General features: G+C 69.8%; 26 protein-coding genes and 1 pseudogene. 17 read left to right on the plus strand and 10 right to left on the minus strand.

Features of this window, described 5'->3' with window-relative positions; genetic code table 11:
• Window positions 1-70 precede the first annotated feature (70 nt).
• A complete protein-coding gene (locus ACFYWX_RS17140) occupies window positions 71-1261 on the minus strand; it encodes a winged helix DNA-binding domain-containing protein (RefSeq protein WP_389424841.1) in 1191 nt (396 codons plus the stop codon).
• Between the two features lie 319 nt (window positions 1262-1580).
• Here ACFYWX_RS17140 and ACFYWX_RS17145 point away from each other — a divergent pair, with 319 nt between their 5' ends.
• A complete protein-coding gene (locus ACFYWX_RS17145; protein ID WP_389424842.1) occupies window positions 1581-2921 on the plus strand; it encodes a DUF2252 domain-containing protein in 1341 nt (446 codons plus the stop codon).
• Window positions 2922-2928: 7 nt separating this feature from the next.
• Here ACFYWX_RS17145 and ACFYWX_RS17150 read toward each other — a convergent pair.
• Window positions 2929-3666 (minus strand): annotated as a pseudogene (locus ACFYWX_RS17150) (alpha/beta hydrolase); the annotation flags it as partial.
• 169 nt (window positions 3667-3835) lie between these two features.
• Between ACFYWX_RS17150 and ACFYWX_RS17155 the strand changes: the two are divergent.
• Entirely contained in the window at window positions 3836-4108 is a 273-nt protein-coding gene (locus ACFYWX_RS17155) for a hypothetical protein (RefSeq protein WP_389424843.1), read from the plus strand.
• A gap of 42 nt (window positions 4109-4150) precedes the next feature.
• Here the strand turns inward: ACFYWX_RS17155 and ACFYWX_RS17160 are convergent, their stop codons facing one another.
• From ACFYWX_RS17160 to ACFYWX_RS17175, 4 genes are all read right to left on the minus strand, one after another.
• A complete protein-coding gene (locus tag ACFYWX_RS17160) occupies window positions 4151-4735 on the minus strand; it encodes a hypothetical protein (RefSeq protein WP_389424844.1) in 585 nt (194 codons plus the stop codon).
• A 2-nt stretch (window positions 4736-4737) separates the two neighbouring features.
• On the minus strand, window positions 4738-5658 hold the full coding sequence (gene htpX / locus ACFYWX_RS17165; RefSeq protein ID WP_389424845.1) for a zinc metalloprotease HtpX: 921 nt from the start codon (window positions 5656-5658) through the stop codon (window positions 4738-4740).
• 99 nt (window positions 5659-5757) lie between these two features.
• Window positions 5758-7206, minus strand: a complete 1449-nt coding sequence (locus tag ACFYWX_RS17170; protein WP_389424846.1) for a hypothetical protein — start codon at window positions 7204-7206, stop codon at window positions 5758-5760.
• A 5-nt stretch (window positions 7207-7211) separates the two neighbouring features.
• A complete protein-coding gene (locus ACFYWX_RS17175; protein WP_389424847.1) occupies window positions 7212-7469 on the minus strand; it encodes a hypothetical protein in 258 nt (85 codons plus the stop codon).
• Window positions 7470-8248: 779 nt separating this feature from the next.
• Here ACFYWX_RS17175 and ACFYWX_RS17180 point away from each other — a divergent pair.
• Entirely contained in the window at window positions 8249-8839 is a 591-nt protein-coding gene (locus ACFYWX_RS17180; protein ID WP_389424848.1) for a hypothetical protein, read from the plus strand.
• Window positions 8840-8877: 38 nt separating this feature from the next.
• On the opposite strand, the gene ACFYWX_RS17185 is transcribed toward ACFYWX_RS17180, so the two are convergent.
• Both ACFYWX_RS17185 and ACFYWX_RS17190 read right to left on the minus strand, forming a co-directional pair.
• A complete protein-coding gene (locus ACFYWX_RS17185) occupies window positions 8878-9642 on the minus strand; it encodes an AAA family ATPase (RefSeq protein WP_389424849.1) in 765 nt (254 codons plus the stop codon).
• On the minus strand, window positions 9639-10397 hold the full coding sequence (locus tag ACFYWX_RS17190) for a GntR family transcriptional regulator (protein WP_389424850.1): 759 nt from the start codon (window positions 10395-10397) through the stop codon (window positions 9639-9641). The genes ACFYWX_RS17185 and ACFYWX_RS17190 overlap by 4 nt, the downstream gene beginning before the upstream one ends.
• A 395-nt stretch (window positions 10398-10792) precedes the next feature.
• On the opposite strand from ACFYWX_RS17190, the gene ACFYWX_RS17195 reads away from it, so the two are divergent.
• The 13 genes from ACFYWX_RS17195 to ACFYWX_RS17255 all read left to right on the plus strand — a co-directional run bounded on the left by ACFYWX_RS17195 (window position 10793) and on the right by ACFYWX_RS17255 (window position 20881).
• Window positions 10793-11062, plus strand: coding sequence for a DUF6284 family protein (locus ACFYWX_RS17195; RefSeq protein WP_389424851.1), 270 nt, complete (start codon window positions 10793-10795; stop codon window positions 11060-11062).
• Complete coding sequence (locus tag ACFYWX_RS17200; RefSeq protein ID WP_389424852.1) at window positions 11059-11505, plus strand: Pycsar system effector family protein; 447 nt, start codon at window positions 11059-11061, stop codon at window positions 11503-11505. Before ACFYWX_RS17195 ends, ACFYWX_RS17200 begins: the two co-directional genes overlap by 4 nt.
• On the plus strand, window positions 11502-11825 hold the full coding sequence (locus ACFYWX_RS17205; protein ID WP_389424853.1) for a hypothetical protein: 324 nt from the start codon (window positions 11502-11504) through the stop codon (window positions 11823-11825). Before ACFYWX_RS17200 ends, ACFYWX_RS17205 begins: the two co-directional genes overlap by 4 nt.
• Window positions 11822-12679 carry a protein spdB gene (locus ACFYWX_RS17210; protein WP_389424854.1) on the plus strand — a complete coding sequence of 286 codons (858 nt, stop codon included), beginning with the start codon at window positions 11822-11824 and terminating at the stop codon, window positions 12677-12679. Before ACFYWX_RS17205 ends, ACFYWX_RS17210 begins: the two co-directional genes overlap by 4 nt.
• The gene (locus ACFYWX_RS17215; protein WP_389424855.1) at window positions 12679-13026 is read left to right on the plus strand and encodes an RRQRL motif-containing zinc-binding protein; all 348 of its coding nucleotides are present in this window, start codon (window positions 12679-12681) and stop codon (window positions 13024-13026) included. The genes ACFYWX_RS17210 and ACFYWX_RS17215 overlap by 1 nt, the downstream gene beginning before the upstream one ends.
• Window positions 13026-13343 (plus strand): hypothetical protein, encoded by a 318-nt coding sequence (locus tag ACFYWX_RS17220; RefSeq protein ID WP_389424856.1) that lies wholly within the window; start codon window positions 13026-13028, stop codon window positions 13341-13343. The genes ACFYWX_RS17215 and ACFYWX_RS17220 overlap by 1 nt, the downstream gene beginning before the upstream one ends.
• Window positions 13344-13444: 101 nt before the next feature.
• Entirely contained in the window at window positions 13445-15559 is a 2115-nt protein-coding gene (locus ACFYWX_RS17225; protein WP_389424857.1) for an FtsK/SpoIIIE domain-containing protein, read from the plus strand.
• A gap of 207 nt (window positions 15560-15766) precedes the next feature.
• Window positions 15767-16231 carry a hypothetical protein gene (locus tag ACFYWX_RS17230; protein ID WP_389424951.1) on the plus strand — a complete coding sequence of 155 codons (465 nt, stop codon included), beginning with the start codon at window positions 15767-15769 and terminating at the stop codon, window positions 16229-16231.
• An 18-nt stretch (window positions 16232-16249) separates the two neighbouring features.
• On the plus strand, window positions 16250-16420 hold the full coding sequence (locus ACFYWX_RS17235) for a hypothetical protein (RefSeq protein WP_389424858.1): 171 nt from the start codon (window positions 16250-16252) through the stop codon (window positions 16418-16420).
• 89 nt (window positions 16421-16509) lie between these two features.
• Window positions 16510-17382 carry a bifunctional DNA primase/polymerase gene (locus ACFYWX_RS17240; RefSeq protein ID WP_389424859.1) on the plus strand — a complete coding sequence of 291 codons (873 nt, stop codon included), beginning with the start codon at window positions 16510-16512 and terminating at the stop codon, window positions 17380-17382.
• A 2-nt stretch (window positions 17383-17384) separates the two neighbouring features.
• Window positions 17385-18863, plus strand: coding sequence for an ATP-binding protein (locus ACFYWX_RS17245; protein ID WP_389424952.1), 1479 nt, complete (start codon window positions 17385-17387; stop codon window positions 18861-18863).
• A gap of 436 nt (window positions 18864-19299) precedes the next feature.
• The gene (locus ACFYWX_RS17250) at window positions 19300-19539 is read left to right on the plus strand and encodes a helix-turn-helix transcriptional regulator (protein WP_389424860.1); all 240 of its coding nucleotides are present in this window, start codon (window positions 19300-19302) and stop codon (window positions 19537-19539) included.
• Between the two features lie 76 nt (window positions 19540-19615).
• A complete protein-coding gene (locus ACFYWX_RS17255; RefSeq protein WP_389424861.1) occupies window positions 19616-20881 on the plus strand; it encodes a tyrosine-type recombinase/integrase in 1266 nt (421 codons plus the stop codon).
• Window positions 20882-21022: 141 nt separating this feature from the next.
• Here the strand turns inward: ACFYWX_RS17255 and glnA are convergent, their stop codons facing one another.
• Window positions 21023-22432: a type I glutamate--ammonia ligase gene (gene glnA, locus ACFYWX_RS17260; RefSeq protein WP_389424862.1), complete on the minus strand. Its 1410-nt coding sequence runs from the start codon at window positions 22430-22432 to the stop codon at window positions 21023-21025.
• 211 nt (window positions 22433-22643) lie between these two features.
• On the opposite strand from glnA, the gene ACFYWX_RS17265 reads away from it, so the two are divergent.
• Complete coding sequence (locus tag ACFYWX_RS17265; protein ID WP_389424863.1) at window positions 22644-23111, plus strand: RDD family protein; 468 nt, start codon at window positions 22644-22646, stop codon at window positions 23109-23111.
• 97 nt (window positions 23112-23208) lie between these two features.
• On the opposite strand, the gene ACFYWX_RS17270 is transcribed toward ACFYWX_RS17265, so the two are convergent.
• Complete coding sequence (locus ACFYWX_RS17270) at window positions 23209-23910, minus strand: DUF4191 domain-containing protein (RefSeq protein WP_389424864.1); 702 nt, start codon at window positions 23908-23910, stop codon at window positions 23209-23211.
• Window positions 23911-23967 lie beyond the last annotated feature (57 nt).

Consider the following 23967-nt stretch of genomic DNA (forward strand, 5'->3'; position numbering starts at 1 on the left):
GCCGTGGGAGCGGGCGGCGCGTGTTGTCGAACGGGCTGAGACCGGCGGGCTGAGAGGAGCAACACCCCTCTCAGCCCGCCGACAACTCCTTCTCCACCAACGTCCGGAACCGTGGCGTCACCCTCGTCGCCCCCACCCACCCCCGCACCCGCGCCGCCTCCGCCGCGATCAACGCCTCGCCCTCCCGGCCCACCCCGCCCGGCTCCAGCAGGCGCCACACGACCTCGCCGTCCGCCCGCTGGGCCCAGACGCCCACCACGCGCCCGTCGAGCCACACCGTCGCCCCCACGTTGCCGCTCCTGTCGAACAGCAGGGGGCGCCACTCCCGCGGCAGATACCAGTCCCGCTCCTGCCACCCCATCGCCGTCGGATCGAGGCTGGGCAGCAGCGCGGCCCACGGCTCGGAGGGCCCCGCCACCGGGTCGACGTCGCCCTCGACGACGTACCCCGTGCCCTCGTCCAGCCGCACCGCCTGCGCGCCCACGGCGGTCAGCGCACGCCGGACGTCCGTCACCTTCCACCCGGTCCACCACTTCAGGTCCCCCTCCGTGGCCGGCCCGCACACCGCGAGCCACCGCCGCAGAAGTTCCGCCTGCGCCCGCGCCACGTCCAGCTCGGGGTGCTCGGGCGCGACCGCCCAGCGGAACTGCGTCGACGTCCAGGAGCCCAGCGGCCGCCCCCGTACCACCTTGCCCTCGACGCCCAACACCTTCAGCAGTCGCGTGGAGACGGTGTGGATCCCCTCGTAGGGCTTCCCGGCCGCGTATACGAACTGCTCGCGCAGGCGCGGCTCGTCCCGGGCGAGTTCGGTGGCCGTCGCCTGCCCGCGCCGTGCCAGCGCGGCCAGTGCCGACTCCTCGACCTCCTTCAGCCAGGCCGCGTCCGGTGCCCCGGCCTTCGCCATGTCCTTCAGCAGCGCCGCCCGCTCCCGCGCCGCGACCACGAGACCGGTGGAGGCGTGCACGACCGCGGTCAGGTCGGTGGGGAACACGAACACCGTGTGCCGCATGCCGTGCATGCGGACCAGGGAGCGGTCCTCGTACAGCGCCCGCTCCGTCTCCGCCACGGTTCTCGTGGAGTCCGCGAGCCGCGCTCCCACCGCCAGGTACACCGTCGCCGGGTCCGAGCCGTGCAGCGCGACCAGGGAGTCGGCGACCTCCTCGGGGGCCGCCGCCCGCGCCGCACCCGCCAGCCGGTGCCGCAGCGCGAGCCGGGCCCGCCGCTCCGCCACGTCGACGTACCGCTGCTGTCCTTCACCCATGCCGGCCTCCGCCCCTCGCATACCACCTGAGGGCATCCTCGCCGACACCACTGACAACCGGACGTGAACAACCGGCCGCCGAAATCGACGCCAATGCCGATGCCGATGCCGACGCCGATGCCGACGCCGATGCCGACAGGCCACCGTCACCCGTTCGCCGTACCCGGCATGCACACGCCCCCGTACCAGCCCTTCACTGCGAACAGGAGGTGAAGCAAGCCGGGGAGCACGATCCAGGAAGTACGGGAGGCCCGATGCACAGGCATCACAGTCATCACAGGCACCACCGCAGGCACCGCAGGCACCGCAGGCACCGCGCATGACCACCCCCGCGGACCGAGCCCGGCGTGGCAAGGAGGCCCGCAAGCACGTCCCGCGCTCCGCCCACGCCCGCTGGGTTCCCTCCGTCGACCGGTCCGACCCCGTCGCCGTACTGGAGCGGCAGGGCCGCGACCGGCTGCCGGAGCTGCTGCCGATCCGGTACGGGCGGATGACCGGCTCGCCGTTCGCCTTCCTGCGCGGCGCGGCCGCCGTGATGGCCGCCGACCTGGCCGCCCAGCCCCACACCGGCCTGACCGTCCAGCTGAGCGGCGACGCCCACCTGCTCAACTTCGGCCTGTACGCCTCCCCTGAACGTGCCCTCCTCTTCGACCTCAACGACTTCGACGAGACGTACCCCGGCCCCTTCGAGTGGGACGTCAAACGGCTCGCGGTCTCCGTCGCCGTCGCCGCCCGCGAGAACGGCCACCCCGAGCCCAAGGTGCTCCGCGCGGCCCTGGACTCCGTGACCGCGTACCGCACCACCATGCGGCGGCTGTCCGGACTCGGCGAGCTCGACGTCTGGTACGCCCGCATCGCCGCCGACGACCTGCTGCCCCTCGCCCGCTCCGACCGCCGGCGACGACGCGTCGAGTCGAGCCTGACCCGCGCCCGCCGCCGCACCAGCCTGCAGGCCCTCGACAAGCTGACCGAGGTGGTCGACGGGCGGCGCCGCATCATCCAGGACCCGCCGCTCCTGGAACCCGCCGGCGCCTCCGACGCGGCCGCCGTCCGCAAGATCTTCAGCGACTACCGCTCCACCCTCACCGAGGAGCGCCGCCAGCTCCTCGACCGCTACCGCTTCGTCGACGCCGCCCGCAAGGCCGTCGGCGTCGGCAGCGTCGGCCTGCGCTGCTTCATCGTGCTGCTCACCGGCCGGGACGACGACGATCCGCTCTTCCTCCAGCTCAAGGAGGCACGCAAGTCGGTGCTGGAGGAGCACCTGCCGAACGGTCTCCTCGCCCACCCCGGCCACCGGGTCGTGGCCGGGCAGCGGCTCATGCAGTCCGCGAGTGACATCTTCCTGGGCTGGATGACCGGGCCGCAGGGCCGCGCCTTCTACTGGCGGCAACTGCGCGACATGAAGGTCAGTGCCGACATCGCCGGGATGAACTCCGCCGACCTGCGCGCGTACGGGCGGCTGTGCGGCACCGCCCTGGCCCGCGCGCACGCCCGGTCCGGCGACCGCATCGCCATCGCCTCCTACCTCGGCGGCGCCGACACCTTCGACCGCGCCGTCACCGAGTTCGCCCTCCACTACGCCGACCAGACCGCCGCCGACCGTACGGCCCTCCTCGCGGCGATCGCGGCGGGGGTGGTGACCGCCACGCCTGGAGTCTGAGAGCTCAGCTCAGTACCGCCGTCACGAACTCCCGCCGATCTTCCGCGTGTTGCTGGAACCACAGACCCAACCTGTGCTCGGCGTCGGGCAGTTCGAGGCGGGTGAACCGCGCGCGGGTGGCGAGTGCGGCCCCGACCGCCTCCGTCACGGCCGGCGGGATCACCGCGTCCGTGCCCGGTACCGCGAGCACCGCCCGGCCTGCGTACGCCCGCAGCGCGTCCAGCGCCGGAGCCGCACGCCAGCTGTCGGGCCTGCGGATGACGGCGCTGAAGCGGCCGTCGCCGTCGCCGAACGGCACGTCCCACGCCTCGGCCGCGTACACCGCCGGAGCACACAGCCCGAGGGCTGTCACCCGCTGCCTGTAGTGTCCGGCGAGGTCCGCCACCGTCTGGCCGCTCATGCTGAACCCGACCAGGACCAGCGGCCCGTCCGCCGGGACCTGCGCGTCGATCACGGCCATGGCCTGCTCGAAGCGCCGCCGCAGGCTCAACTCCCGGAGCATGCCGGTGCTTTCGCCGTGCCCGGAGAAGTCGAAAGCGAGGGTGCGGCAGCCGCGCGCCGCGAACTCGTCGAGCAGCGGCAGCAGCCGCTCCTTGCTGCCGTTGCCCGCGCCGTGCAGCAGCACCGCGGTGGCCGCTCCCGAACCACCCCCGTCGCCGTACACGCCGCTGAGGCGCTCACCGTCGTGGTCATGGGCGAAGGGGGCGTGAATGGAGCCGGAGACTGAGCCGGAGACTGAGGTCATCTCCCCATTCACTCACGGTGGTTCACGGCGTACGCCGGAAAAGGAGATGCACTCCGTGTGAGCGCCTCCCTACGCTGGAGAGGCGATGCGGAGCAGGCCACTCCCCGCACGGCGGCACCGTCCGCCACCACTCACCCACCCGGCCCACGCCCGCGGAAGGAGGTTCGTCATGGGTACCGTCATTCTGTCCGGGACCGTCGTCCTCGTCGTCCTGGGCTTCGGAAACCCCGTCTACTGGCTCGCCGCCGTCGCCGTGCTCTTCCTGTACGTGCGGTACGGGCACAGCTCGGCCCCTACGTCCCCGACGTCCGCGCCGGGGACCGCCCCGACGACGTACGAGGCATACCGTCGGCGCCGGGACACGCAGGCCAAGTGGGAGCGCCGCTACCGCCGCGAGCACCCCTTCGAGACCCGCCGTCAGGAGCGCGAGAAGAGCAGGTGAGACCGGGAGTGACCCCGGCCTCGGGCGTCCTCGGTCGTGACCTCACAGACCGGGGGCGCCCCACACCGGGAACCACCGGCCGAGGTCCTGCTCGATCCGCAGGTCGTTCGCTAGAGCGGCCCTCACCTGGAGTTCCAGCGCGTTGTCGCGCCGCTGCTCGGCCCCGGGCAGCGGCGCGAACGGGTAGTAGGCGGCTCTCTTGTAGAGGTACACCAGCGCCAGCCGGCGCCCGCCTTCGTCCCGGAAGCCGGCCAGCGAGCACAGCAGCTGCGGGCCGAAGCCGTTGACCTCCATCGAGCTGTTCACCGCGTGCAGGTCGTTGACCAGCAGCGACAGCTCGTCGGGAGCACGGCGCGAGACCAGCCAGGAGTAGCCGTAGTCGTCCTGCGTCAGCTCCACCGGCGGACCCGTGCGGTCGGCGTCGGCGTCGAGCAGGGCCTGGACCTCGCGGTGCGTCTGCTCGAAGGCGGCGCCCTCGACCGTGGCGAAGCACACCGCGCCCTGCCCGGTCGGGGTGAATCCGGCCGCCGCCTCCAGCGTCACCGCCGCCGACGGCAGCGCGAACAGCTGGTCGAGGTCGGGCACGACCGGCTTCGTACGACCGAGCAGGATGTCGAGCAACCCCATGCTCAGCCCGCCTTCCCGGGAGCCGCCGCCTCGCCCAGTTCGGCCGAGATCCGGCCCAGCTGGTCGAGGCGCTGCTCCAGGCTCGGGTGGGTGGAGAAGAGCTTCGCGACACCGGGTTCGGAGCCCAGCGCCGGGGTGAAGTAGAAGGCGTTGAAGGCCTGGGCCGTGCGCAGGTCCTTCGTGGGGATGCGGGCGATGTCGCCGGAGACCTTGGTGAGCGCGGACGCCAGCGCCGAGGGGCGGCCGGTCAGATGCGCCGCCGCACGGTCCGCCGCCAGCTCCCGGTACCGGGACAGGGCCCGGATGAGCAGGAAGCTGATCGCGTACACGGCCGCCGACACCGCCATCACCGCGGCCAACACGGCGGCGGTGTTCTGGTCCCTGCGGCCCCCACCGAACAGCCCCGAGTAGAGGGCGAACCGCACGATCAGTCCCGCGAGCACGCCGAGGAACGACGCGATCGTGATCACGGCGACGTCCTTGTGCGCCACGTGCGACAGCTCGTGCGCGAGCACGCCCTCCAGCTCCGCCGGCTCCAGCCGGCGCAGCAGCCCGGTCGTCACGCAGACCACGGCGTGGTCGGGATTGCGCCCGGTCGCGAACGCGTTCGGCATGTCCATCTCCGACACGGCGACCACCGGCCTGGGCATGTCCGCGATCGCGCACAGCCGGTCGACCACCGCGTGCAGCTCCGGATACTCCTCACGCTCCACGACCCGCCCGCGCATCGCGAACAGCGCGATCCGGTCGGAGAACCAGTACTGGGCGCCGAGCATCCCCGCCACGACCACGACCGCCAGCACCCACGACTTCAGCAACACGATCAACGCGGCGACGAACGCCACGTACAGCAGTCCGAGCAGAAACAGCGTGACCGTCATCCGCACGGTCAGTCGCCGGTCGCTCTGGAAGCGGCTCCGCATCTGCACCACCACCCCGCAGTCAGGCACCCGTCCCACTGCCCAGTCTGCACCCGCCCCGCCCATGAAGCGGTTCCGATCAGCCCTAGGACCAGCAAAGGCTCAGGCCCGGATGCCCGCTTCCCACTTGCGCCGGTTCAGCACGTACTCGCTGAACAGATGCCGCCCCCGGTCCAGCAGCTCGCCCACCTCCGGCGTCCCGCTCGGCACGTCCGCCGTGGGGTGCCACCCCTGCACGGACTGCCGGGCCCAGTCCCGCAGCTTGGCGTCCTTGTCGTCGACGAGCGCGACCGCGGACCGCAGCCGCACCAGCCCCTCGTGCATGTCCAGCAGCCGGAACGCTGCCACCCGCACATGCCGGGGCCACTCCGCCGCCAGTCGTTGCGTCAACCACGCGGCGTCCAGCGACCGCGCCGAGGGGAGTAGCGCCACGGTCGTCTCGCGCACGACGCCGGGCGCCGGGTCGTCGAGCAGCGGCCGCAACCGCGCCATGTCCGTGACATCCAGGGTGCGTAGCCCGGCCACCGCCCGCGCCCGCACCCCCGCCTCTGGGTGCCCGAGCAGCGGCCACAGCAGCTCGGCGTCCGCCCGCTCCCCGCACTCCGCCAGCCCAAGGGCCGCGCCGGGAGGCAGCCCCGGGTCGCCGGGGTCGGCACATCGACGCCGATACCACGGCAGCGGATCACCCCCGCCTTGCCGTACGACATACCGCGCACAGGCCCGCACCAGCGCTGACCGGTCGGCGAGGAAGGGCTCAGCCCGCTCCGGGTGCCCCGCCCGCCGCAGCGCGGTCACCCCGGCCGACCTCACCTGCGGATTGCGTGCACCGAGCAGCGTCGTCAGTACGTCGTCGTACGAGCCGCTTTCCCGTACGGCGGCCAAGGCGGCCTCGGCGCACAGGCGCTGCACGACGGTGTCGTGGTCCCGGGCGGCGGCGTCGGCCAGCTCGGCGGGGGAGAGGAGCCGCCCCTCGGTGGCGAGCCCGTACACGAACCGGCGTACGGAGCGCTCGGAGTGGGCGAACAAGGGAGTAAGCCGCTCGGCGGGCTCCCGGCCCAGAATCTCGGCGGTCAGGCGGGCGGCGAAGTCCCCTCGGTCCCGGCGTCCGAGGCACAGGATCAGCGGGGTGAGCCGGATCGCACCCTCGATATCCAGCACCTCGGCCAGCCGCTCCCGGGCGCGCTCACGCACCGGCGGGGCCCAGTCGGCGCATCGGACGACGACGAGGGGCAGCAGCGCGGGGTACCGGGTGACCTGCTCCAGCGCGCTCAGCCGGATCCGGCCGTCCCGGTGGCACAGGGCGATCGCGAGCCCCGCCTCGGTGAGCCGCTCGGGGCGACGCAGGGCCACGGTCAGCGACTGCCCGCTCTCGGTCCTGGCCCAGTTCGGCAGGTCGTGGAGGTCTCTGTGTACGTACCAGGTGACCATGCGTACACCGGCGTCCAGGGCGGTCCAGGCCGCCGGATCCGAGGTGTCGATCACCTGCCCCACGGTCGCGCCCTCGGCGAGACGTACGGCCGCCGCCTCCCCGTACCTGATGTCGACGCGCATGCCGGTCAGTACGGCGCGCGGAAGTTGGCGTACCCCAGCAGCAGGATCACCGCGACGACACAGCCGAGCACCACGGTGGTCGAGATCCACGACGACCTGCGCGGCGCCACCGGGCCGGGGTCGGCGCGGAAGGGCTGTGGCTGCGGCGGGTTCTCCTTCCACCGCGCGGCGAGCATCCGCGCCCGCGCCGAGGGCTCCTTGTGCTGGGCGTCGTCCGCCCATCTGAGGTCGAACTCGCGCTCGTCGTCGTCCCGTTCGGACATCCCCGTTGCCTCTCTCGAACAGTTGTGGCACGCACAATACGACGGCGCCCCCGCCCTGAGAAACAGGAATCGGGGGCGCCGGACGCCTCACGCGTCGATCACGCGTCGCTCACACGCGGATCACACGTCGAAGAAGTGATGTTGTGGCGCGGCTACCTTGGAGCCTTCTCCGCACAGTCGCTCTGACGAGCAGGAACGCAGTCGTCGTCTGTCGTTGTTGATGGTCCTTGACCAACCTCGGACGGCCCAGGGACGGCCCAGCAACCGCTCACCACCGGGAGATTCACAACGGTCCAGTTCACCTCTCACGCACCTGCGGCTTGCCTGTACCGCATACTCCTGGCGACATGTGGGGTAGGCGAAGTGAAGGCGATACGGTCTGCGCAGACATCGGTGGCGGGCGGATGGGCACCGCCTTAGGAAGTTCGATCCGAGCCCGCTCGGGCTGCTGCTGTCGGCTGGTGAGACGGCCGGACAGAGTTGCCCTGGCGCGCCGCTTTCGTTCACGGCACTGTCCTGTCCAGGGCAGTCTTCGTGCGGCTGCTTGGTTTGGCCCCCGGGGAGGTATCTGAGCTGGCGAGTGGGTGACGGTCTGGCATTTGTCACTGCCGGTTGCTTCTGATGGGGGTATGTAGCCTCCTGTGAGCCGCAAGTCCAGGAAGCGGAGGAGATCTCGCCGCCCGGCGTCTCCTACTACGGCTGCTCGTGAAAGTGCGAGCCATGCTGAGACGCGCAGTGCCTCAGACTGGCTACGCGCACTCGATCATTTCGCCATCTTTGTGAGCATCTCAGGGCTCTTCCTGTTTGTCGCACTGTCGGAAATGTACGACCACTTTTATCGTGTATTTCACCTTAGTGCTGCCGCCATGGGGGTAGAGTATTCAGATACGCTACTGCGGTCATGGGGCTTCATTGTTGTGGTTGTCGCTCCCTCTGGTGGCATCATTTACTTGCTGTACGGCTTCATGTTTAAACCCGTGCCATTTGTGATGCCGGATGAAGGTAGGGGAGGCGACCCTAGTGGAAACGAGCGCGAGCGAAGAACTTTTTTCGGGTTGTCAACGTTCATTGTCTCGTTTGTGATCCTAACGGTAAGCTTCCTTATTGTCTCGCCTGTGGTTGACGAGCGCGCTCAGGAGGCGGTAAAGGGGTATCGGGTGGAGCCCGTTAGATTTGCCGATATGGTTGTACTTGACTTGCATGCGACTCCAGTGAAGCGGGTATCCCCAATCGCTGAGGCTAGCCAGGCGCCGGTGCCGCGTGGGCGCCTGATCTATTTGGGGAATGATGACCGAAGCTACGTTCTGTACAACGTCGACACGAAGGATGTAATCCGCCTTTCCGCTGAAAGGTTCATTTTGAGTACCTAACTTCGATTTGCCGCCTTGCTGAGGTCCCTCAATGCGCTTCAATTCTCATCGAGGGAGGAATCCGGGCCGGGGTGACCGAGTGCCTCGCTGCCGCGCGCCCGTCGCTGCTGTACGCCTCTCTCGTGCTCTCCCCGAACAGCTTCTAGAGCTGCGATCACGGTCGCTGGGTCACCGTCGTACAACAGGTGCGGTTCATCCACCTGTGGGGGAACGAACCGCTTGCGATACCGCTGTAGGTCGCTCTCGGAGAAATAGATCGAGTTGGGATCGTTCGCGTGGAACTCGTTGCGCTTGCTGATCCTCGTCCACAGCTCGTCATGGCTGGCCGCTAGGTAGACGAGCACAGTAGCCGCGCCGCCGTCGGTGGCGATCGCGTCCCATTTTGCCCGGTCCTCCGGGGTCCAAAAGCCGTGATCAACGACGACATCGTGCCCGGCCTTGAGTTGCTCCCGGAGGTCGGCCGCCACGTCTTCGAGCACGGGCCGCTCAAGGGTGGGGAAGACGCCCCGCGGGAAGTCCACGCCATAGACGCCGTGCCGGCGGAACATCTCTTCGTCCGGGCACAGGCGTATGAACCCACGGGCGGTGAGCGCGCGGGAAAGAGTCGTTTTGCCGGAGCCGGGGAGCCCAGCCATAAGGACGCAGAACGGCGGGTTTGGGGGCATCGGTCCCCTTATGGTTCGGGAGATGGCGGCCACCTCCGCTTCAGCTTCGGGCGTGATTGTGCCAGCCCTCCGGGCCGAAAGCAGTGCTTCTAGGCGGTCTTCGAGCACGCTGACGAGTGTGTCGTCCGCGACCGTCACGGGGTCACCTCCGATTCTGTCCGCCATGTCCTGCCCGGACCGCCGAGGTCCACGCCGTACTCCACGATGTTGCCCTCGCTGTCCACGAACTTGGCTGTCATCACGACCACTGGGTCCGCCGGCGGGTTGTCAGCGTCCAGTTCCAAGAGTCGGGCGTACTCCGGCGTCAGGAGGTGGGCTGAGGCGGTGTCGATGCGGTGGCTGATGGGGTGGCCGGTCGCCTGGGCGATGAGCTGGAGCGAGGTTCCCCCCGTCAGTCGCTCGCTCCCTGCAAGCTGCGGGATCAGCTTCCCGTACCGCGCGGGAATCCACGACGTGCTGTGAGCGACGATGCCGTGCCGGTCGCGGTACACGCGGCTACGGCGCACCACGTCTGAGCCAGGCTGAATGTCCAGCGCTTGCGCCACTTCGTCGGGCGCGGGCACCACTGCCGCCTGATGCGAGTCGGAGCGCTCGCCTGCACCCCAGCTAGACCCGGTACGGCGTCCTCGGTCCTGCCGCTGCGCCCCGGACGACATCGGGGCTGGCTGGTCCAGCACTTCGGTACCGATGCCGTGGATGCCACGGACGAGCCCTTCGTTGCGCAGCTTGCGAAGGGCTTTCTCGGCTGTCGCCGTACTCACCTTCCACTCTTCCGAGAGGTTCTTGATGCTCGGCAAGAGGGTCCCTGGCTGTAGCTGACCAGACGTAATCAGCTTCGTGTAGTGGGCGGCGATCCTCGCGTACGGCGCCCGATTGTCGGCCTGGCCTGCCATTTCGTCCGCTCCTTGTCGTCACTTCCCTGAGGTTCCCTAGCTTACCGCTTGACACCGCAGGGAACCCTAGGGAACCTTAGGGATGTGCCCGCCGGTCGGTTCGCCGAACAGCGGGTGCCGGACCTCAATGCGCCTTGATTCAGGGCGCATTCGAGGTCAAGGGGCCCGGGACAGAGCGGGCCGAGGGAACCGGATCCCTGGTCAACCGGATGGCTAGGCCGAAAGGCCAACGTCTCCATATGCCTGGAAACGGGAGCGCGCTCCCGAAGGAGACAAGGCACCACCTCATCTCACCGCCGCACACCTGCGGCCCTTCCCATCAACGGCGCGCGCCCCGGGGCGGCAACCCCGGGGCGCTGTTCGGGCCGTTTCACCTGCTAGGGAGACCACGACCCATGAAACACATCGTCACTGTTCAGGACGCTGTTACCGCCGACGAGTTGGACCGCGAGCCGACGTTCGCGGAACTGGACGCGATCGAGCTGGAGTCTCCGCTGATCCTGGCGGAGGTCGACCTGTTGGACGCGCAGATCAAGACCCTCGACCGCCCCGCGAACGAGGTCGACGCCCGCCGGATCCGTCGGGCCCGCCACCGGGTCCTCGCCGCGCGGCGGGACCTGGCCAACCGCACCGCCGAAGTGATGCTGCCGGGTGGTGCCGCATGAGTGCCACCGAGCGGAACCTGACGGCCGCGCACGCCGAGGTCAAGGCGGAGATCGTGCGGACGGACACCAAGACCGGGTTGCTGCTGGCGTTCGTCGGTGCGGTGCTCGCCGGCGCCTGGACGGTCGCGCGTGACCTGCCGATGAACGTGCCCGCCTACGTGGTGGGCGGTCTCGGTATGGCGGTGCTGGTCGCCGCGGCTGGTCTGCTGCTGCGGTCGGTGCGGCCGAACCTGCGCGGTCGGCACGGCTTCCCGCTGTGGGCCACGCTCACAGCGCAGGAGATCGGCGAGGCTGTCGCCCGGGACCTGGCCGCCGACATCGCCGGACTGTCCCGGCTCGCGGTGGCCAAGTTCACCGGCCTGCGCCGTGCGGTCGACCTGACCTGCGCCGGCGGGGCCCTGCTCATTCTGGCCGCCGTCCTCACCCTGTGGGGTGCGGCGTGAACGAGCTGCTGACGCTGGACGATCTGGCCGCGCCGCTGCGCGTGCTGCGGCTGCTGGCCGCTGACTTCGGGCACCTGCCCGCCCCGGACGTCGACCTGTCCCGCATCTACCCCGACCGGCTGACCCTGCGCTTCCACGAGGGGCTGGACGTGTTCGAGGCGTGGCGGGAGGCCCTGGCCGTGCCGCCGGAGCAGGTGACCCACCAGGTGCAGAGCGACGGCGTCACGCAGGTGCTGAAGGCGTCGACCGACTACGCGGGTGCCGAGGTGCACCTGCACGGCTACACCGACGTGCCCGCGGTGGACGGGGGTGCGGCGTGAACGCCAAGACGGTTCTGCCCGCCGTGGCGATGACGGCGGTGTCCATGGTGCTCACCCTCGCCGTGGTCGTGATGTGGCTGGGAGGTGCGATGCCGTGGCCGGTCGCCCTGGTCGTCGGTCTCGGCATCGACGGCGGATGGCTCGCCACCCTCGCCTACGAACGCCGCCTGTCGGCGCAGGGCGACCACAGTCACGCGGTGACCGCCGTCGGCTGGGCGTTCGGGGCGGTCGCCACGGGCGTCCTGGTCGCCCACGCCCTCACGGCTGAGGAGTCGGCCGGTGCATGGCTGGCCGTGGCGTGGCTGCCGGTCGCGGCCAAAGCCTTGTGGCTGGTGCACGGGCTGTGGGAGCGCACCGCGCTCACCCCGGGCGCCCTCGGAGCGATCCGCGGGATTCAGCAGGAAGCCCGCGACGAGGCGGCCGTGGCCCGCGCGAGGCTGCTCGCCGAGGCGCGCACGGAGGAGACACGGCTGACGGCTGTCACGGCCGCCGGAGCGCGCGTCGCACGCGTGCAGGCAAGGACCGCCGCCACCCTCGCCGGGGCGTGGTCGACGCTGGAGACGGCACGGGACGGCGAGGACACCGGCAGGGCCCTGACCAGCGTGACGACCCGCGTCACACCCGGCGTCACACCCCCGTGGGAGCTGCCGGTGTGGGGTCCCACTCAGCCCGTTCCCGCGCTGGAGTCGGGGCCCCCGCTCACGGATGAGGCGCTGGACGCGCTGGTCGACGAGATCCGTCACAGCGAGACGCCTGCCCTGTCGTACCGGGAGATGTCCGCCCGCTTCCGTGCGGCCGGTCACTCCGCGTCCGAGGTGCGGTTGCGGGCCGCCTGGAAGCGGGTGGTCGCCTGATGGGGGCGCTGCCGGTGTTCCGGTGGCACCTGGCCCCGGACGGCTATGCCACCCGCCGCCAACTCAGGGCGCGCGGCCTGCGCCCGGGCGGTCAGGGCGTAGCCGCGCAGCTCGAACGCCCCCGCCGCCGCCGGGGGCCACTGGTCGCCTACCTGTACCGCGTCGACCTCGCCAAGCCGGTCCGGCCGATGACCCCGGGCCGGTGGGCGGCGCTCGCCGCAGCGAACGCCGCCCGCCGCATCTGCCCCGCCTGCCAGCGTGACGCCGGATACGTCATCCCCACCTCGCTCGGCACCTGCGTGCCCTGCGCCTACCCCGACCCGCTCGGGTCCGAAGGGAGTACCTGATGGGCAACTCCGACATCCGCCGTCTGGACCGCGAGATCAGGGCGACGACGAAGAAGCTGGAAGCCGTGCGGCGTGGCGAGTGGTGGCCGTTGACCAGCCGTGAACGGCTCGCGATGACCCGTGCGATGGCCAGTGGCGCCCGCAGCGTCCACCGGGGCCGCAGCACGTCCGGCGCCGAGGACCGGATGGACTCCATCGGATCGGCCGCCGAGATGCGGCTGACCGCGGAGCTGACCGCCCTGCACGGCGAGCGTCAGCGCCTCATCACCGAGGCCGCCCGCGACAAGGCCGCCAAGAAGTCGTCCGGCTGGTTCTGACCAGCCATCACGCCGGGGTGACCGCTCTTTCCACGGACCCGGCCACCCCGGCCCTCCCGCTTACTCCCGCCCCCGAAGGGGCAGTCAGGAGAACTCCCAGCATGTCTGAGAACGTCGTCCACCTCCACAAGGCCACCGCCCCCCCGACCCCCGACACAGCCCCCACGGTCCTGACCGTGGTGCCGGACGCGCCGCCGGTCCGGCCCGTGCCCCTGTGGGTGCGCTCCGGACGCGCGGTGAAGACCGCCGTCACGCACGAGACGACCAGGGCGACGGTCCGGGCGGTCGCCCGGCACGGGTCCTACACGTTCAACGGCGGGCGGATCGTGGCCCGCCGTGCCTGGGACGGCCGTACCGGGTCCCGCTATGAGCGGATGATCCGGGCGGCTGAAGCCGCGGGGAACCTGGAAGCGGCCGAGGAGTGGGAGGAGCGGCTGCAGCGCTTCCGCGCGGCCCGCCATCACCGCCGCATGGACCTGCTGCACTCGCCCGTAGAGGCCGCCAAGGGCGTGGCCGTCGGCGCGGGCATGAGCGTGGGTGTCCTGGTCGCCCTCGGCATCGTCATGGCCCTCAACACCGGCCACGTCGGCGACGTCATCACCCCGCTGACTGCGACCATCGACTTCATCGGCCTGCTGATCCGGATCGTGCAAGTCGTGTGGGGTCCGGCGCTCACGATCGGCCCGTTCCTCGCCCTGCTCGCCCTGTGGTCGGTCGGCCGCAAGCAGCAGGCCGCCCCGAACTGGGCACTCCCGGCGAACGTCCGCAACGGCGAGGGTGAGCCGATCACGCCGTCCATCGTGGTCAAGGCCCTGCGCGACCTCGGAGTCCCCGCCCTGGCGCGAGCCATCAAGGAGATGGGTGACGCCGGCGCGTCCATGCTGGGGCCGATCACCATCGCCGGATGCGGTGTCGAGGTCGACGTGACCCTTCCCTCGGGGGTGTCGACGAACGAGGTGCAGAACAAGCGCCGCAAGCTGGCCGAGAACCTGACCCGGCACGAACACGAAGTGTTCATCACGATCCCCCAGGCCGCCCGCACGGTGCGGCTGTGGATCGCGGACTCGGGGGCGCTGGATGAGCCGATCGGCCCCTCGCCGCTGGTCACCGACGACACGATGACCGCCGACTACACCAAGGGCCGCGCCCCGTGGGGTCAGGACCTGCGCGGCGACGCCGCGAGCCTGAGCCTCTACCAGCGCCACCTCCTGATCACGGGCCTGTCGAACCAGGGCAAGACCGTGGCCCTGCGCTCCCTGGCCCTGTGGTTGTCGCTGGACAAGTCGGTGCAGTTCCTCATGGGCGACCTCAAGGGCGTGGGTGACTGGGCCATGTTCGACGGGCTCGCCACCACCCTGATCCAGGGCCCGACGGATGAGCACGTGATCCAGGTGACCGAGATGGTCGAGGGCGCCGTCGACGAGATGAACCGCCGTATCCAGGCGCCGCCCGGCACCGTGTTCCCGCCGCTGATCGTGCTCGTTGACGAGGCGCAGGTGGCGTTCATGTGCCCGGCCAAGGACGCCGACAAGCGGCCCTATGGCGGGTCCAAGGCCAACTCCCGGTACTTCATGGCCGTCCGGAAGATCCACAACCAGGGGCGGGCCGTCAACGTCCTGATGTGGCAGGGCACCCAGGACCCCACCAACGAGAACCTTCCCAAGCTCGTACGCGAGGGCGCCCACACCCGCGCCTCCCTCGCCCTGGGCACTGAATCCCAGGCCCGCATGGCCCTCGGGGACAAGGCCGTCGACGGCGGCGCCGCGCCGAACCTGCTGCGTCCGGGACTGGACCGGGGAACCCTGATCGTTGCCTCCGACGGCATCACCATCCCCGCCGGACAGTCGTCCATCACCGTGCGCACGCACTACATCGACGACGACGCCGCCGAAGCCATCACCGACCGGGCCAGGGCCCTGCGCGACGGCGTCACCACCCTGCACGCCACCGACCGCGGCGAGGACCACGACCCGCTCATCGACATCTTCGACGTCATCGGCACCACGTCACGGGTGCGCACCAAGGACGTGCTGGCGCGCCTCGCCACGCTGAACGCCAACGCCTACGGCGGCTGGTCGTTCATCGACCTCAAGCGCGTCCTGGACGACGCCGGCGCCGAGCCGTACAAGTCCGACGGCGTCATGGTCGTCTCCCGCGACCGCGTTGCCCGCGCCCTCGACAACCGCGACAACGAGGGTTCCGCTTCCACCGACTAACGGCAGGGAGCCGACCCCCGACGGGTCAGGGAGGCAGGGAGAACTCCCTGACCGCCTCCCTGCCCCGCCTCCCTGGCCCTGACCTGCACGAATGATCGTTCAGGGAGTCAGGGAGGCATGGAGGTCAAACCCCCCGAACACCCCTCCGCACGGCACCCCGAAGGGGGTGTCTCCGCCTCCCTGACCAACGCTCGGGAAGGATTCCGCATGTACCCCGAACACACCCCGCACGTGCCCGTACAGCGGGCCGTGGAAGTCCACCAGCCGACCCCTATTCCGCCCGCCGTCGCCGGCCCGGCGCCCGTCGTTGCGGTGCAGCCGGGCACCGTTCCGGCGGTGGCGAGCGTCGTCCTGCCGGACGGTCGCGTCGTCACCGGCTACGCCATACCCGCCGCGCAGCCCGAACCGGCCGCGCACAAGCCGGCCGTCTCCCGCGCGGCGTTGAACGTCGCCCTCGGGGGCGTGGGGGTTCTCGCGGTGTGCGGGGGCCTGCTGCTGCTGACCACGTTCATCACCGCGCTGACCGCGCTCATCACCCAGCTCGTCACCCTCGCCGCCGTGATCTTCGGTGGATGGATCGCGGTGCAGGTGTTCGGCCACCGCGAGGGGAGCGGCGGCAACACCTTCCACATCCGCAAGGCCGTCTTCAAGCGCAACCGCTTCAACGGCTGACCAGGAAAGGACCCCTGAGTGTTCGACGAGAACGAGCAGTACTGCGACGAGTGCGCCGACTACGGCTGTCCCGGCCACGAGATGTGCGACGAGTGCTCCGGCGACATCTGCAACGAGTGCGGCGGCTGTGACTGCCCCGACTCCTACTGCCCCGGCTACATCGCCCACTACACCGGCACCGACCACTAGCTACGCCAAGGGCGGCCCCCTCGTCTCGCCAAAGATCCGGGGCCGCCCTTGTCCACCTGCCATCTACAGACCTGTGGAGGTCTCCCAGCATGACCCAACTCACCCCCATCCGGCGAGCACCCGGCCCCTGTCTGCTGGACACCGCCCTCTCGCTGTCCGCGCACGCCGTGCCCGTACTGCCGCTGCGAGCAGGGAAGGGGCCGTTCGGCAACTGCCCCGCCTGCAAGGGCAACGCATGCGGCGGACGGCCGAACATGAAGAACCCCGGCCCCTGCCACTGCCCGGGCGTCTGCCACGCCTGGGCCGCTGCCACCACCGACCCGGCCGTTCTCACCTCCGCGGCGTGGACGGCCGCATGGCGGCGGGCCGCCGCCGTGGCCTACCACCCCGGTGCCGCAGGGCTCACCGTGGTGGACCTGGACAACGCGGCGGCCGTCGACTGGGCACGCATTGCTCTGCCCGCCACGCGGACCGTGCCGACGACGCGGGGTGAGCACTGGATCTACCGGGGCACCATGTCGTCACACAACGCGGTCCGGCCCGGCGTCGACATCAAGTCGACCATGGCCTACGCCCGCTACCTCGGTCCCGGCACCGGAACCATGACGGCCCTGCCAGACATCGTCCGCGCGCTGGCCGTGAAGGAAGCCTCCCCGGTCCGGCCGGCGTCGGACGCCATCGCCGTACCTGCAGGGTCCGGGGGCGGGGAGTGTCCTCACCGCACGCCCGCCTATCTGGACCGCGGCATCGCCATGGCCGAGCAGCGCATCACCGAGGCCCGTAGTGCGGTCCACGCCACGGTGTACCGCACGTTCCTCGCCGTGCTGTCCACGCACGGCCGGTGCGGTTGCCTCACCGACACCCACATCACGCGACTGTTCACCGCCGCGCAGACCAAGGGCGAATCCCCGCGGCACTGCACCGACGCGTGGACCAACGCCCGCACCACGTTGGGACTGTGACCGTGTCCGACGACGACAAGACCCCCGCCCGCGAGGTCATCGCCGACTACGCGCAAGCCCACTTCCAGTACTTCCGCACCGCTGACGGCACTGTCTACGCGCAGAAGAACGGCCACCCCGTGGCCCGTCCGATCCGCTCTCAGGGCACCTCGGGCAGTCACCGGCAGGAACTCATGGTCGGTCTCTTCCGTGACGGGCTGGGCGTGTTCAACAGCACCGCCCTGAAAGAGGCACTCGACTTGATCGAAGCACTCGCGATGAGCCAGGACGTACAACCGGTCCACATCCGCGTCGCACCGGGATTCGACGGTGCGACGTGGCTGGACCTGGGCCGCGACGACGGACGCTCCGTCCGGATCCACCCCACCGGCTGGGACATCCTCACCCCCGACCCGCGCGAAGTCTGCTGGCGGCGCACCCAGCTCACCGGGGAACTGCCCCTGCCCGTCAAGGACACCAACGGCAAGGGCATCGACGCTCTTCTCCGGCTGTGCAACTTCGCCAACGCCGAGACCGAGTGCCTGGCCATCGCCTGGCTCATCGGCTGTCTCGGGCCGTCCGTGCCGGTCCCCGCCCCGTTCCTCACCGGACCGCAGGGCGCGGGGAAGTCCACCGGCGGACGGATGCTCGTACGGATCATCGAAGGGATGAGCGGCGACCTGCGCCGCGCACCCAAGGACGAGGAGAACCTGATCGCAGCTGTGGCCGCCGGATGGGTCACCGCCCTGGACAACCTGTCCCACCTCGCCCCGGACCTCTCTGATGCGATGTGCTGCATCGTCACCGGCGCCGAGACCGTCAAACGCGCCCTGTACACCGACGGCGACGTGGTCCGGGCCCGCTACCGCCGCCCGTTGCTGCTGACCGGCATCGACGTGGGCGTCATCCGGCCCGACCTCGCCGAACGCCTCCTGCCCCTGCGACTGGAACGCCCCCGCACCCGGCGCACCGAGGCAGAACTGTGGGCGGAGTACGCGCAAGCCCTCCCCGTCATCCTCGGCTCCCTCCTCGACCTCACCGTCCAGGTACGGGCGGCCGAGGCGGACATCCCGACCGACCTGCGCATGGCCGACTTCGCGCACCTGTGCGCGCAGCTCGACGCGGCGACCGGTCTCGGAGCGCTGGGCGCCTACCGGGCCAGCCTGGACGACCTCAACGACGACGTCATCGAGGGCGACCTGTTGGCACAGACCGTGCTGAAGCACGCCGCCGGTCTCGAAGCGGGGGCGGAGCAGCGGATGACGTCCGCTGAGTGGCTGCACTGCCTCACGGGCCTCTACGCGGGCGAGGACTTCCGTCCCCTGCCTAAAGGGTGGCCGACCACCGGCAAGGTGCTCTCAGACCGCCTTAAGCGCCTTCAGCCCACCCTCGCGGCCCGGGGTGTCCTCATCGACTGGGGCCGCACCAGCGCGGCCCGCTACATCGAAATGACCCGCCCCCCGGCCATGCCGTCCCCGCACGCGCAGGAACCGGCGTTCTGACCGCCGCAACCACGACCACCCGTACAGGCAAGAAGAGCACCCGGCCCGGCGTGCTCTTCTTGCTGTTCGGCGGCGACCGCCGCCCTGTGATGGTCGCGCCGCGAAGCGGCTCGTTCTTCATTCTCTGAGCCGCGCACCACAACAGACACCCCCTCTTTTGTCCGAAGGAAAGAGACGCTGCGTCACCTGCGTCACCCACGGACGCTAAACGGTCCGTGACCTGCCGATACAACGGTGACGCAGACGGGCGGAGGCTGCGTCATTCCGCGTCACCCGCGTCACCTGTGACGGAAGCCTGTGTCACGGGTGACGCACCCCCCGCACCCCTCGCGTCACGCAAACCCGCAGGTCAGGGCCGCGAATGACACAGATGACGCGATGACGCAGAAATCCGCACCTCGGACACACACGGCCACGCCCCCCGCTTGGAGTCCCTATGGCAAAGCCGACAGACCCCGACCCCCGCGCCACTCTCCGAGGCGGCCTCCCCGACCGGTACCTCACCCCCGACGACATCGCAGGCATGTTCGGCGTGCCGCTCGACACCGTCTACCAGTGGCGCAGGAAGCGCACCGGACCGCCGGGCTTCCGGATCGGAAAGCACCTCCGCTACGACCCGGCGGACGTGCGCGCCTACGTCAGCCAGCGTAAGAGCGCCTGCCAGGGCGCCGCGTAGCCAACCACCCCCAAGTCAGCAGGGAGAGCCGCCGTGGATGGCTCTCCCTGCTGCATGTCGAGAGGACCGCCGCCGTATGGCTGGCCACATCCAAGACCGTTGGTACAAGACCGAGACGGCATCCAATGGCAAGACGATCAGGGCAAAGACCGACCGATACGGGACGGGCTTGCGCTACCGGGCCCGCTACGTCGCGCCGGATGGGACCGAACGCAGCAAGTCGTTCCCGGATAAGCAGAAACGACTTGCGGAAGCCTGGCTGACTCAGATCGCGGCTGACATGACCCGTGGTCAGTACGTTGACCCATCCTCCGGCAAGGTCACCTTCAAGGAGTTCGCCACTCAGTGGCTGGCATCCCAGACCACGGACCCTTCCACCATCGTGAACATGGAGCTGAGGTTCCGGCTGCACGCCTTCCCCTACATCGGTTCTCGCTCCCTGAGCGCGTTCCAGCCCGCCCATATCCGCACGTGGGCACGGGCCCTCGCAGACTCTGGGATGGCAGCGTCGTATCAGCGAACGGTCTTCGCGAACGTCTCGGCAGTGTTCGGTGCCGCCGTGGACGACGGCATTCTGGCCCGGAACCCCTGCCGCGCAGGCTCTGTGCGGGCGCCCAAGCTGGACCGGCGGAAGATCAAGCCGTGGACGCGTGACCGGGTGGTCGCCGTCCGGGGCGGACTTCCGAGCCAGTACGCGACGGTTGTCGACATCGGCGCTGGGTGCGGCCTGCGGCAGGGCGAGATTTTCGGGCTTGCCGTCGACGAAGTCGACTTCGTCGGGGGAGCGGTGCACGTCGTGCGACAGATCAAGCTGGTCGGCCCGCAGATGGTCTTCGCCCCGCCCAAGGGCGGCAAGCTGCGAGATGTGCCGCTGCCTGACGTGGTGTCGGATGCACTGGCCGCGCATATCACTCGTCGGCCCCCTATCGACGTCACTTTGCCGTGGAAGACCCCGGACGGCCCGCCGGTCACAGCGAAGTTGCTGTTCTACTCACGGGAGCGTAAGGCGCTGAACAGGAACTACTTCAACATGTACCTGTGGAAGCCCGCCCTGATTGCTGCCGGCGTCATTCCGGAACGGGTGCCAGGAGAGCGGTTCAAGCCGTCGCGTGAGCACGGCATGCACGCCTTGCGGCACTACTACGCCTCGGTGCTGCTGGACTCGGGGGAGAACATCAAGGCCCTGGCCGAGTACCTCGGTCACTCCGACCCGGGATTCACGCTCCGGACGTACACGCACCTCATGCCGAACAGCCGGGACCGTGCCCGAAGGGCCATCGACGCCGCGTTCGGCGTACCAGATGCGGTTATCGGCCCCGGCGAGGCCGATGCCCTGAACTGAGCGCCGGCGCGGCCGTAGCTCTCGACCACAGTGCGGGCCCGAAACAGGCCGTCGGCCGTGCCCTTCCAGTGGAGGGAGAGCACGGCCGACGGCCCACACACGGCCCAGGGGAGCGGAAACCCGCTCTGACCTGGGGCGATATCACACGTCGAAGTAGAGCTCGAACTCGTGCGGGTGCGGACGCAGCTGCAGCGGGGCGATCTCGTTCGCGCGCTTGAAGTCGATCCACGTCTCGATCAGGTCGGACGTGAAGACGTCGCCCGCGAGCAGGAACTCGTGGTCGCGCTCGAGCGAGTCGAGGACGGCCGGGAGCGAGGTCGGGACCTGCGCCACGCTCGCGTGCTCCTCGGGAGCCAGCTCGTAGAGGTCCTTGTCGATCGGCTCGGCCGGCTCGATCTTGTTCTTGATGCCGTCCAGGCCCGCGAGCAGCAGCGCGGAGAACGCCAGGTACGGGTTGCCGGAGGAGTCGGGCGCACGGAACTCGACGCGCTTGGCCTTCGGGTTCGAGCCGGTGATCGGGATACGCATGGCCGCGGAGCGGTTGCGCTGCGAGTACACCAGGTTGATCGGCGCCTCGAAGCCCGGGACCAGACGGTGGTACGAGTTCACCGTCGGGTTGGTGAAGGCGAGGAGCGACGGGGCGTGCTTGAGGATGCCGCCGATGTAGTAGCGGGCGGTGTCCGACAGGCCCGCGTAACCGGCCTCGTCGTAGAACAGCGGGTCGCCGTTGCTCCACAGGGACTGGTGGACGTGCATGCCCGAGCCGTTGTCACCGAAGATCGGCTTCGGCATGAAGGTCGCGGTCTTGCCGTTGCGCCAGGCCACGTTCTTCACGATGTACTTGAAGAGCTGGAGGTCGTCGGCGGCGGCGAGCAGCGTGTTGAACTTGTAGTTGATCTCGGCCTGGCCGGCGGTGCCCACCTCGTGGTGCTGGCGCTCGACCTGGAGACCGGAGTTGGCCAGCTCCAGGGAGATCTCGGCACGCAGGTCGGCGAAGTGGTCGACCGGCGGGGTCGGGAAGTAGCCGCCCTTGTAGCGGACCTTGTAGCCGCGGTTGTTCTCCAGCGCACCCGTGTTCCAGGCGCCGGCCTCGGAGTCGATGTGGTAGAAGGACTCGTTCGCGCCGGTCGCGAAGCGGACGGAGTCGAAGACGTAGAACTCGGCCTCGGGACCGAAGTACGCGGTGTCCGCGATCCCTGTGGAGGCGAGGTAGGCCTCGGCCTTCTTGGCCACGTTGCGCGGGTCACGGGAGTACTGCTCGCCCGTGATCGGGTCGTGGATGAAGAAGTTGATGTTGACCGTCTTGTCGCGGCGGAACGGGTCGACACGCGCGGTGGACAGGTCGGCCCGAAGCGCCATGTCGGACTCGTGAATGGCCTGGAAGCCGCGGATGGAGGAGCCGTCGAAGGCCAGTTCCTCGTCCGGGTCGAAGGCCTCCGCCGGCAGCGTGAAGTGCTGCATGACGCCCGGCAGGTCGCAGAAGCGGACGTCGATGAACTTGACGTCCTCGTCCGCGATGAACTTCTTGGCCTCGTCGGCGTTCTGGAACATCCAGCTCCTCCTACTCCCGGCCGTTCCCGTGCCGGGGTGGTAGTTCGTTCGTGCGGCCAGTGCGGTGGCACACGCTGACCCCGACCCTAGGGACGGGTGGTTTCTCGGGCGTGACTCATTTGTTTCGCAGAAGTTAACCGGCTTTGTTCCACCGTAGCCCCAGGGCACCCCGCCTTCCCAGGGGCATATAAGGGCGCAGTACCTTGGACGGGTGGACAACAGGCAAGCAATCGGATCGTGGCTTTCCGGGCCCCGCGCGGCCGCGGAAGAGGCCGGTGCCGACTTCGGATACCGGGGCGAGCAGCTCGGTCTGCCGGAGGAGGGACCGGGTTCGATCGCCCGTCCCGGCCGACGGCTCGGCGCCCTGGCCGTGGACTGGGGCCTGTGCCTCTTGATCGCATACGGCCTGATCACGCAAAGCTACAACGACGCGGCTCAGGTCTGGGCGCCGATCATCCTCTTCGTGCTGATGGTTCTTACTGTCGGCACACTCGGGTTCACGCCGGGCAAGCGGCTCTTCGGCCTGCGGGTGGTCGCACTCGACACCGGCCAGGTCAACCCGCTGCGTGCCCTGCTGCGCACGGTACTGCTCTTCCTCGCCATCCCGCCCCTGATCTGGGACCGCGACGGCCGGGGCCTGCACGACCGGCTGGCGCGGACGGTGGAAGTGCGCATCTAGCGCCTGCGAGGAGAAGCGCCGTACGACGAGAAGCGCCGTACGACATGAAGAGGGCGCCCGGAATGATCCGGGCGCCCTCCTTGTGTCACGCGGGGCGTCAGCGCGCCCTCGGCCCGCCCTTCGGCAGGCGCATGCCCTTCGGCATCGGCCCCTTCGGCAGCGGCATGTTGCTCATCAGGTCGCCCATCGCGCGCAGCCGGTCGTTGGTGACCGTCACCTGCGGGCCGGTCAGCACGCGCGGGAACTTCAGCAGGGTCGTGCGCACCTTCTTCAGCGGGACCTGGCCGTCGCCCGTGCCGACGATCACGTCGTGCACCGGCACGTCCGCGACGATGCGGGCCATCTTCTTCTTCTCGGAGGCCAGGAGCGACTTCACCCGGTTCGGGTTGCCCTCGGCGACCAGCACGATGCCGGCCTTGCCGACGGCCCGGTGCACCACGTCCTGGCTGCGGTTCATCGCCACCGCGGGCGTCGTCGTCCAGCCTCGGCCGATGTTGTCGAGGACGGCCGCGGCCGCACCGGGCTGTCCCTCCATCTGCCCGAAGGCGGCCCGCTCGGCCCTGCGCCCGAACACGATCGCCATCGCGAGGACGGCGAGCAGGAGGCCCAGGATGCCGAGATAGATGGGGTGACCGATCAAGAAACCGATCGCGAGGAAGGCACCGAAGGTGACGATTCCGACAGCCGCGAGTACAAGACCGATCTTCTTGTCGGCCTTGCGGGTCATCTTGTAGGTCAGAGCGATCTGCTTGAGTCGCCCGGGGTTCGCAGCGTCCGCTGCCGTGTCCTTCCGCGCCATGCCACGAAGTCTACGTGGCCCCACAAGTGCCGACGACGGCAGTGCCCGCGGGGTGGG

The sequence above is a fragment of the Streptomyces sp. NPDC002888 genome, assembly GCF_042888465.1.
GTDB lineage: Bacteria > Actinomycetota > Actinomycetes > Streptomycetales > Streptomycetaceae > Streptomyces.

Excerpts from the sequence above, each read along its gene's own strand:
- ACFYWX_RS17250 (WP_389424860.1), top strand. The coding sequence starts at position 19,300 with ATGGCAAAGCCGACAGACCCCGACCCCCGCGCCACTCTCCGAGGCGGC.
- ACFYWX_RS17195 (WP_389424851.1), top strand. The coding sequence starts at position 10,793 with ATGAAACACATCGTCACTGTTCAGGACGCTGTTACCGCCGACGAGTTG.
- ACFYWX_RS17230 (WP_389424951.1), top strand. The coding sequence starts at position 15,767 with ATGTACCCCGAACACACCCCGCACGTGCCCGTACAGCGGGCCGTGGAA.
- ACFYWX_RS17190 (WP_389424850.1), bottom strand. The coding sequence starts at position 10,397 with ATGGCAGGCCAGGCCGACAATCGGGCGCCGTACGCGAGGATCGCCGCC.
- ACFYWX_RS17255 (WP_389424861.1), top strand. The coding sequence starts at position 19,616 with ATGGCTGGCCACATCCAAGACCGTTGGTACAAGACCGAGACGGCATCC.
- ACFYWX_RS17160 (WP_389424844.1), bottom strand. The coding sequence starts at position 4,735 with ATGGGGTTGCTCGACATCCTGCTCGGTCGTACGAAGCCGGTCGTGCCC.
- ACFYWX_RS17220 (WP_389424856.1), top strand. The coding sequence starts at position 13,026 with ATGGGCAACTCCGACATCCGCCGTCTGGACCGCGAGATCAGGGCGACG.
- ACFYWX_RS17175 (WP_389424847.1), bottom strand. The coding sequence starts at position 7,469 with ATGTCCGAACGGGACGACGACGAGCGCGAGTTCGACCTCAGATGGGCG.
- glnA (WP_389424862.1), bottom strand. The coding sequence starts at position 22,432 with ATGTTCCAGAACGCCGACGAGGCCAAGAAGTTCATCGCGGACGAGGAC.
- ACFYWX_RS17225 (WP_389424857.1), top strand. The coding sequence starts at position 13,445 with ATGTCTGAGAACGTCGTCCACCTCCACAAGGCCACCGCCCCCCCGACC.
- ACFYWX_RS17200 (WP_389424852.1), top strand. The coding sequence starts at position 11,059 with ATGAGTGCCACCGAGCGGAACCTGACGGCCGCGCACGCCGAGGTCAAG.
- ACFYWX_RS17240 (WP_389424859.1), top strand. The coding sequence starts at position 16,510 with ATGACCCAACTCACCCCCATCCGGCGAGCACCCGGCCCCTGTCTGCTG.
- ACFYWX_RS17215 (WP_389424855.1), top strand. The coding sequence starts at position 12,679 with ATGGGGGCGCTGCCGGTGTTCCGGTGGCACCTGGCCCCGGACGGCTAT.
- ACFYWX_RS17140 (WP_389424841.1), bottom strand. The coding sequence starts at position 1,261 with ATGGGTGAAGGACAGCAGCGGTACGTCGACGTGGCGGAGCGGCGGGCC.
- ACFYWX_RS17170 (WP_389424846.1), bottom strand. The coding sequence starts at position 7,206 with ATGCGCGTCGACATCAGGTACGGGGAGGCGGCGGCCGTACGTCTCGCC.
- ACFYWX_RS17145 (WP_389424842.1), top strand. The coding sequence starts at position 1,581 with ATGACCACCCCCGCGGACCGAGCCCGGCGTGGCAAGGAGGCCCGCAAG.
- ACFYWX_RS17270 (WP_389424864.1), bottom strand. The coding sequence starts at position 23,910 with ATGGCGCGGAAGGACACGGCAGCGGACGCTGCGAACCCCGGGCGACTC.
- htpX (WP_389424845.1), bottom strand. The coding sequence starts at position 5,658 with ATGCGGAGCCGCTTCCAGAGCGACCGGCGACTGACCGTGCGGATGACG.
- ACFYWX_RS17155 (WP_389424843.1), top strand. The coding sequence starts at position 3,836 with ATGGGTACCGTCATTCTGTCCGGGACCGTCGTCCTCGTCGTCCTGGGC.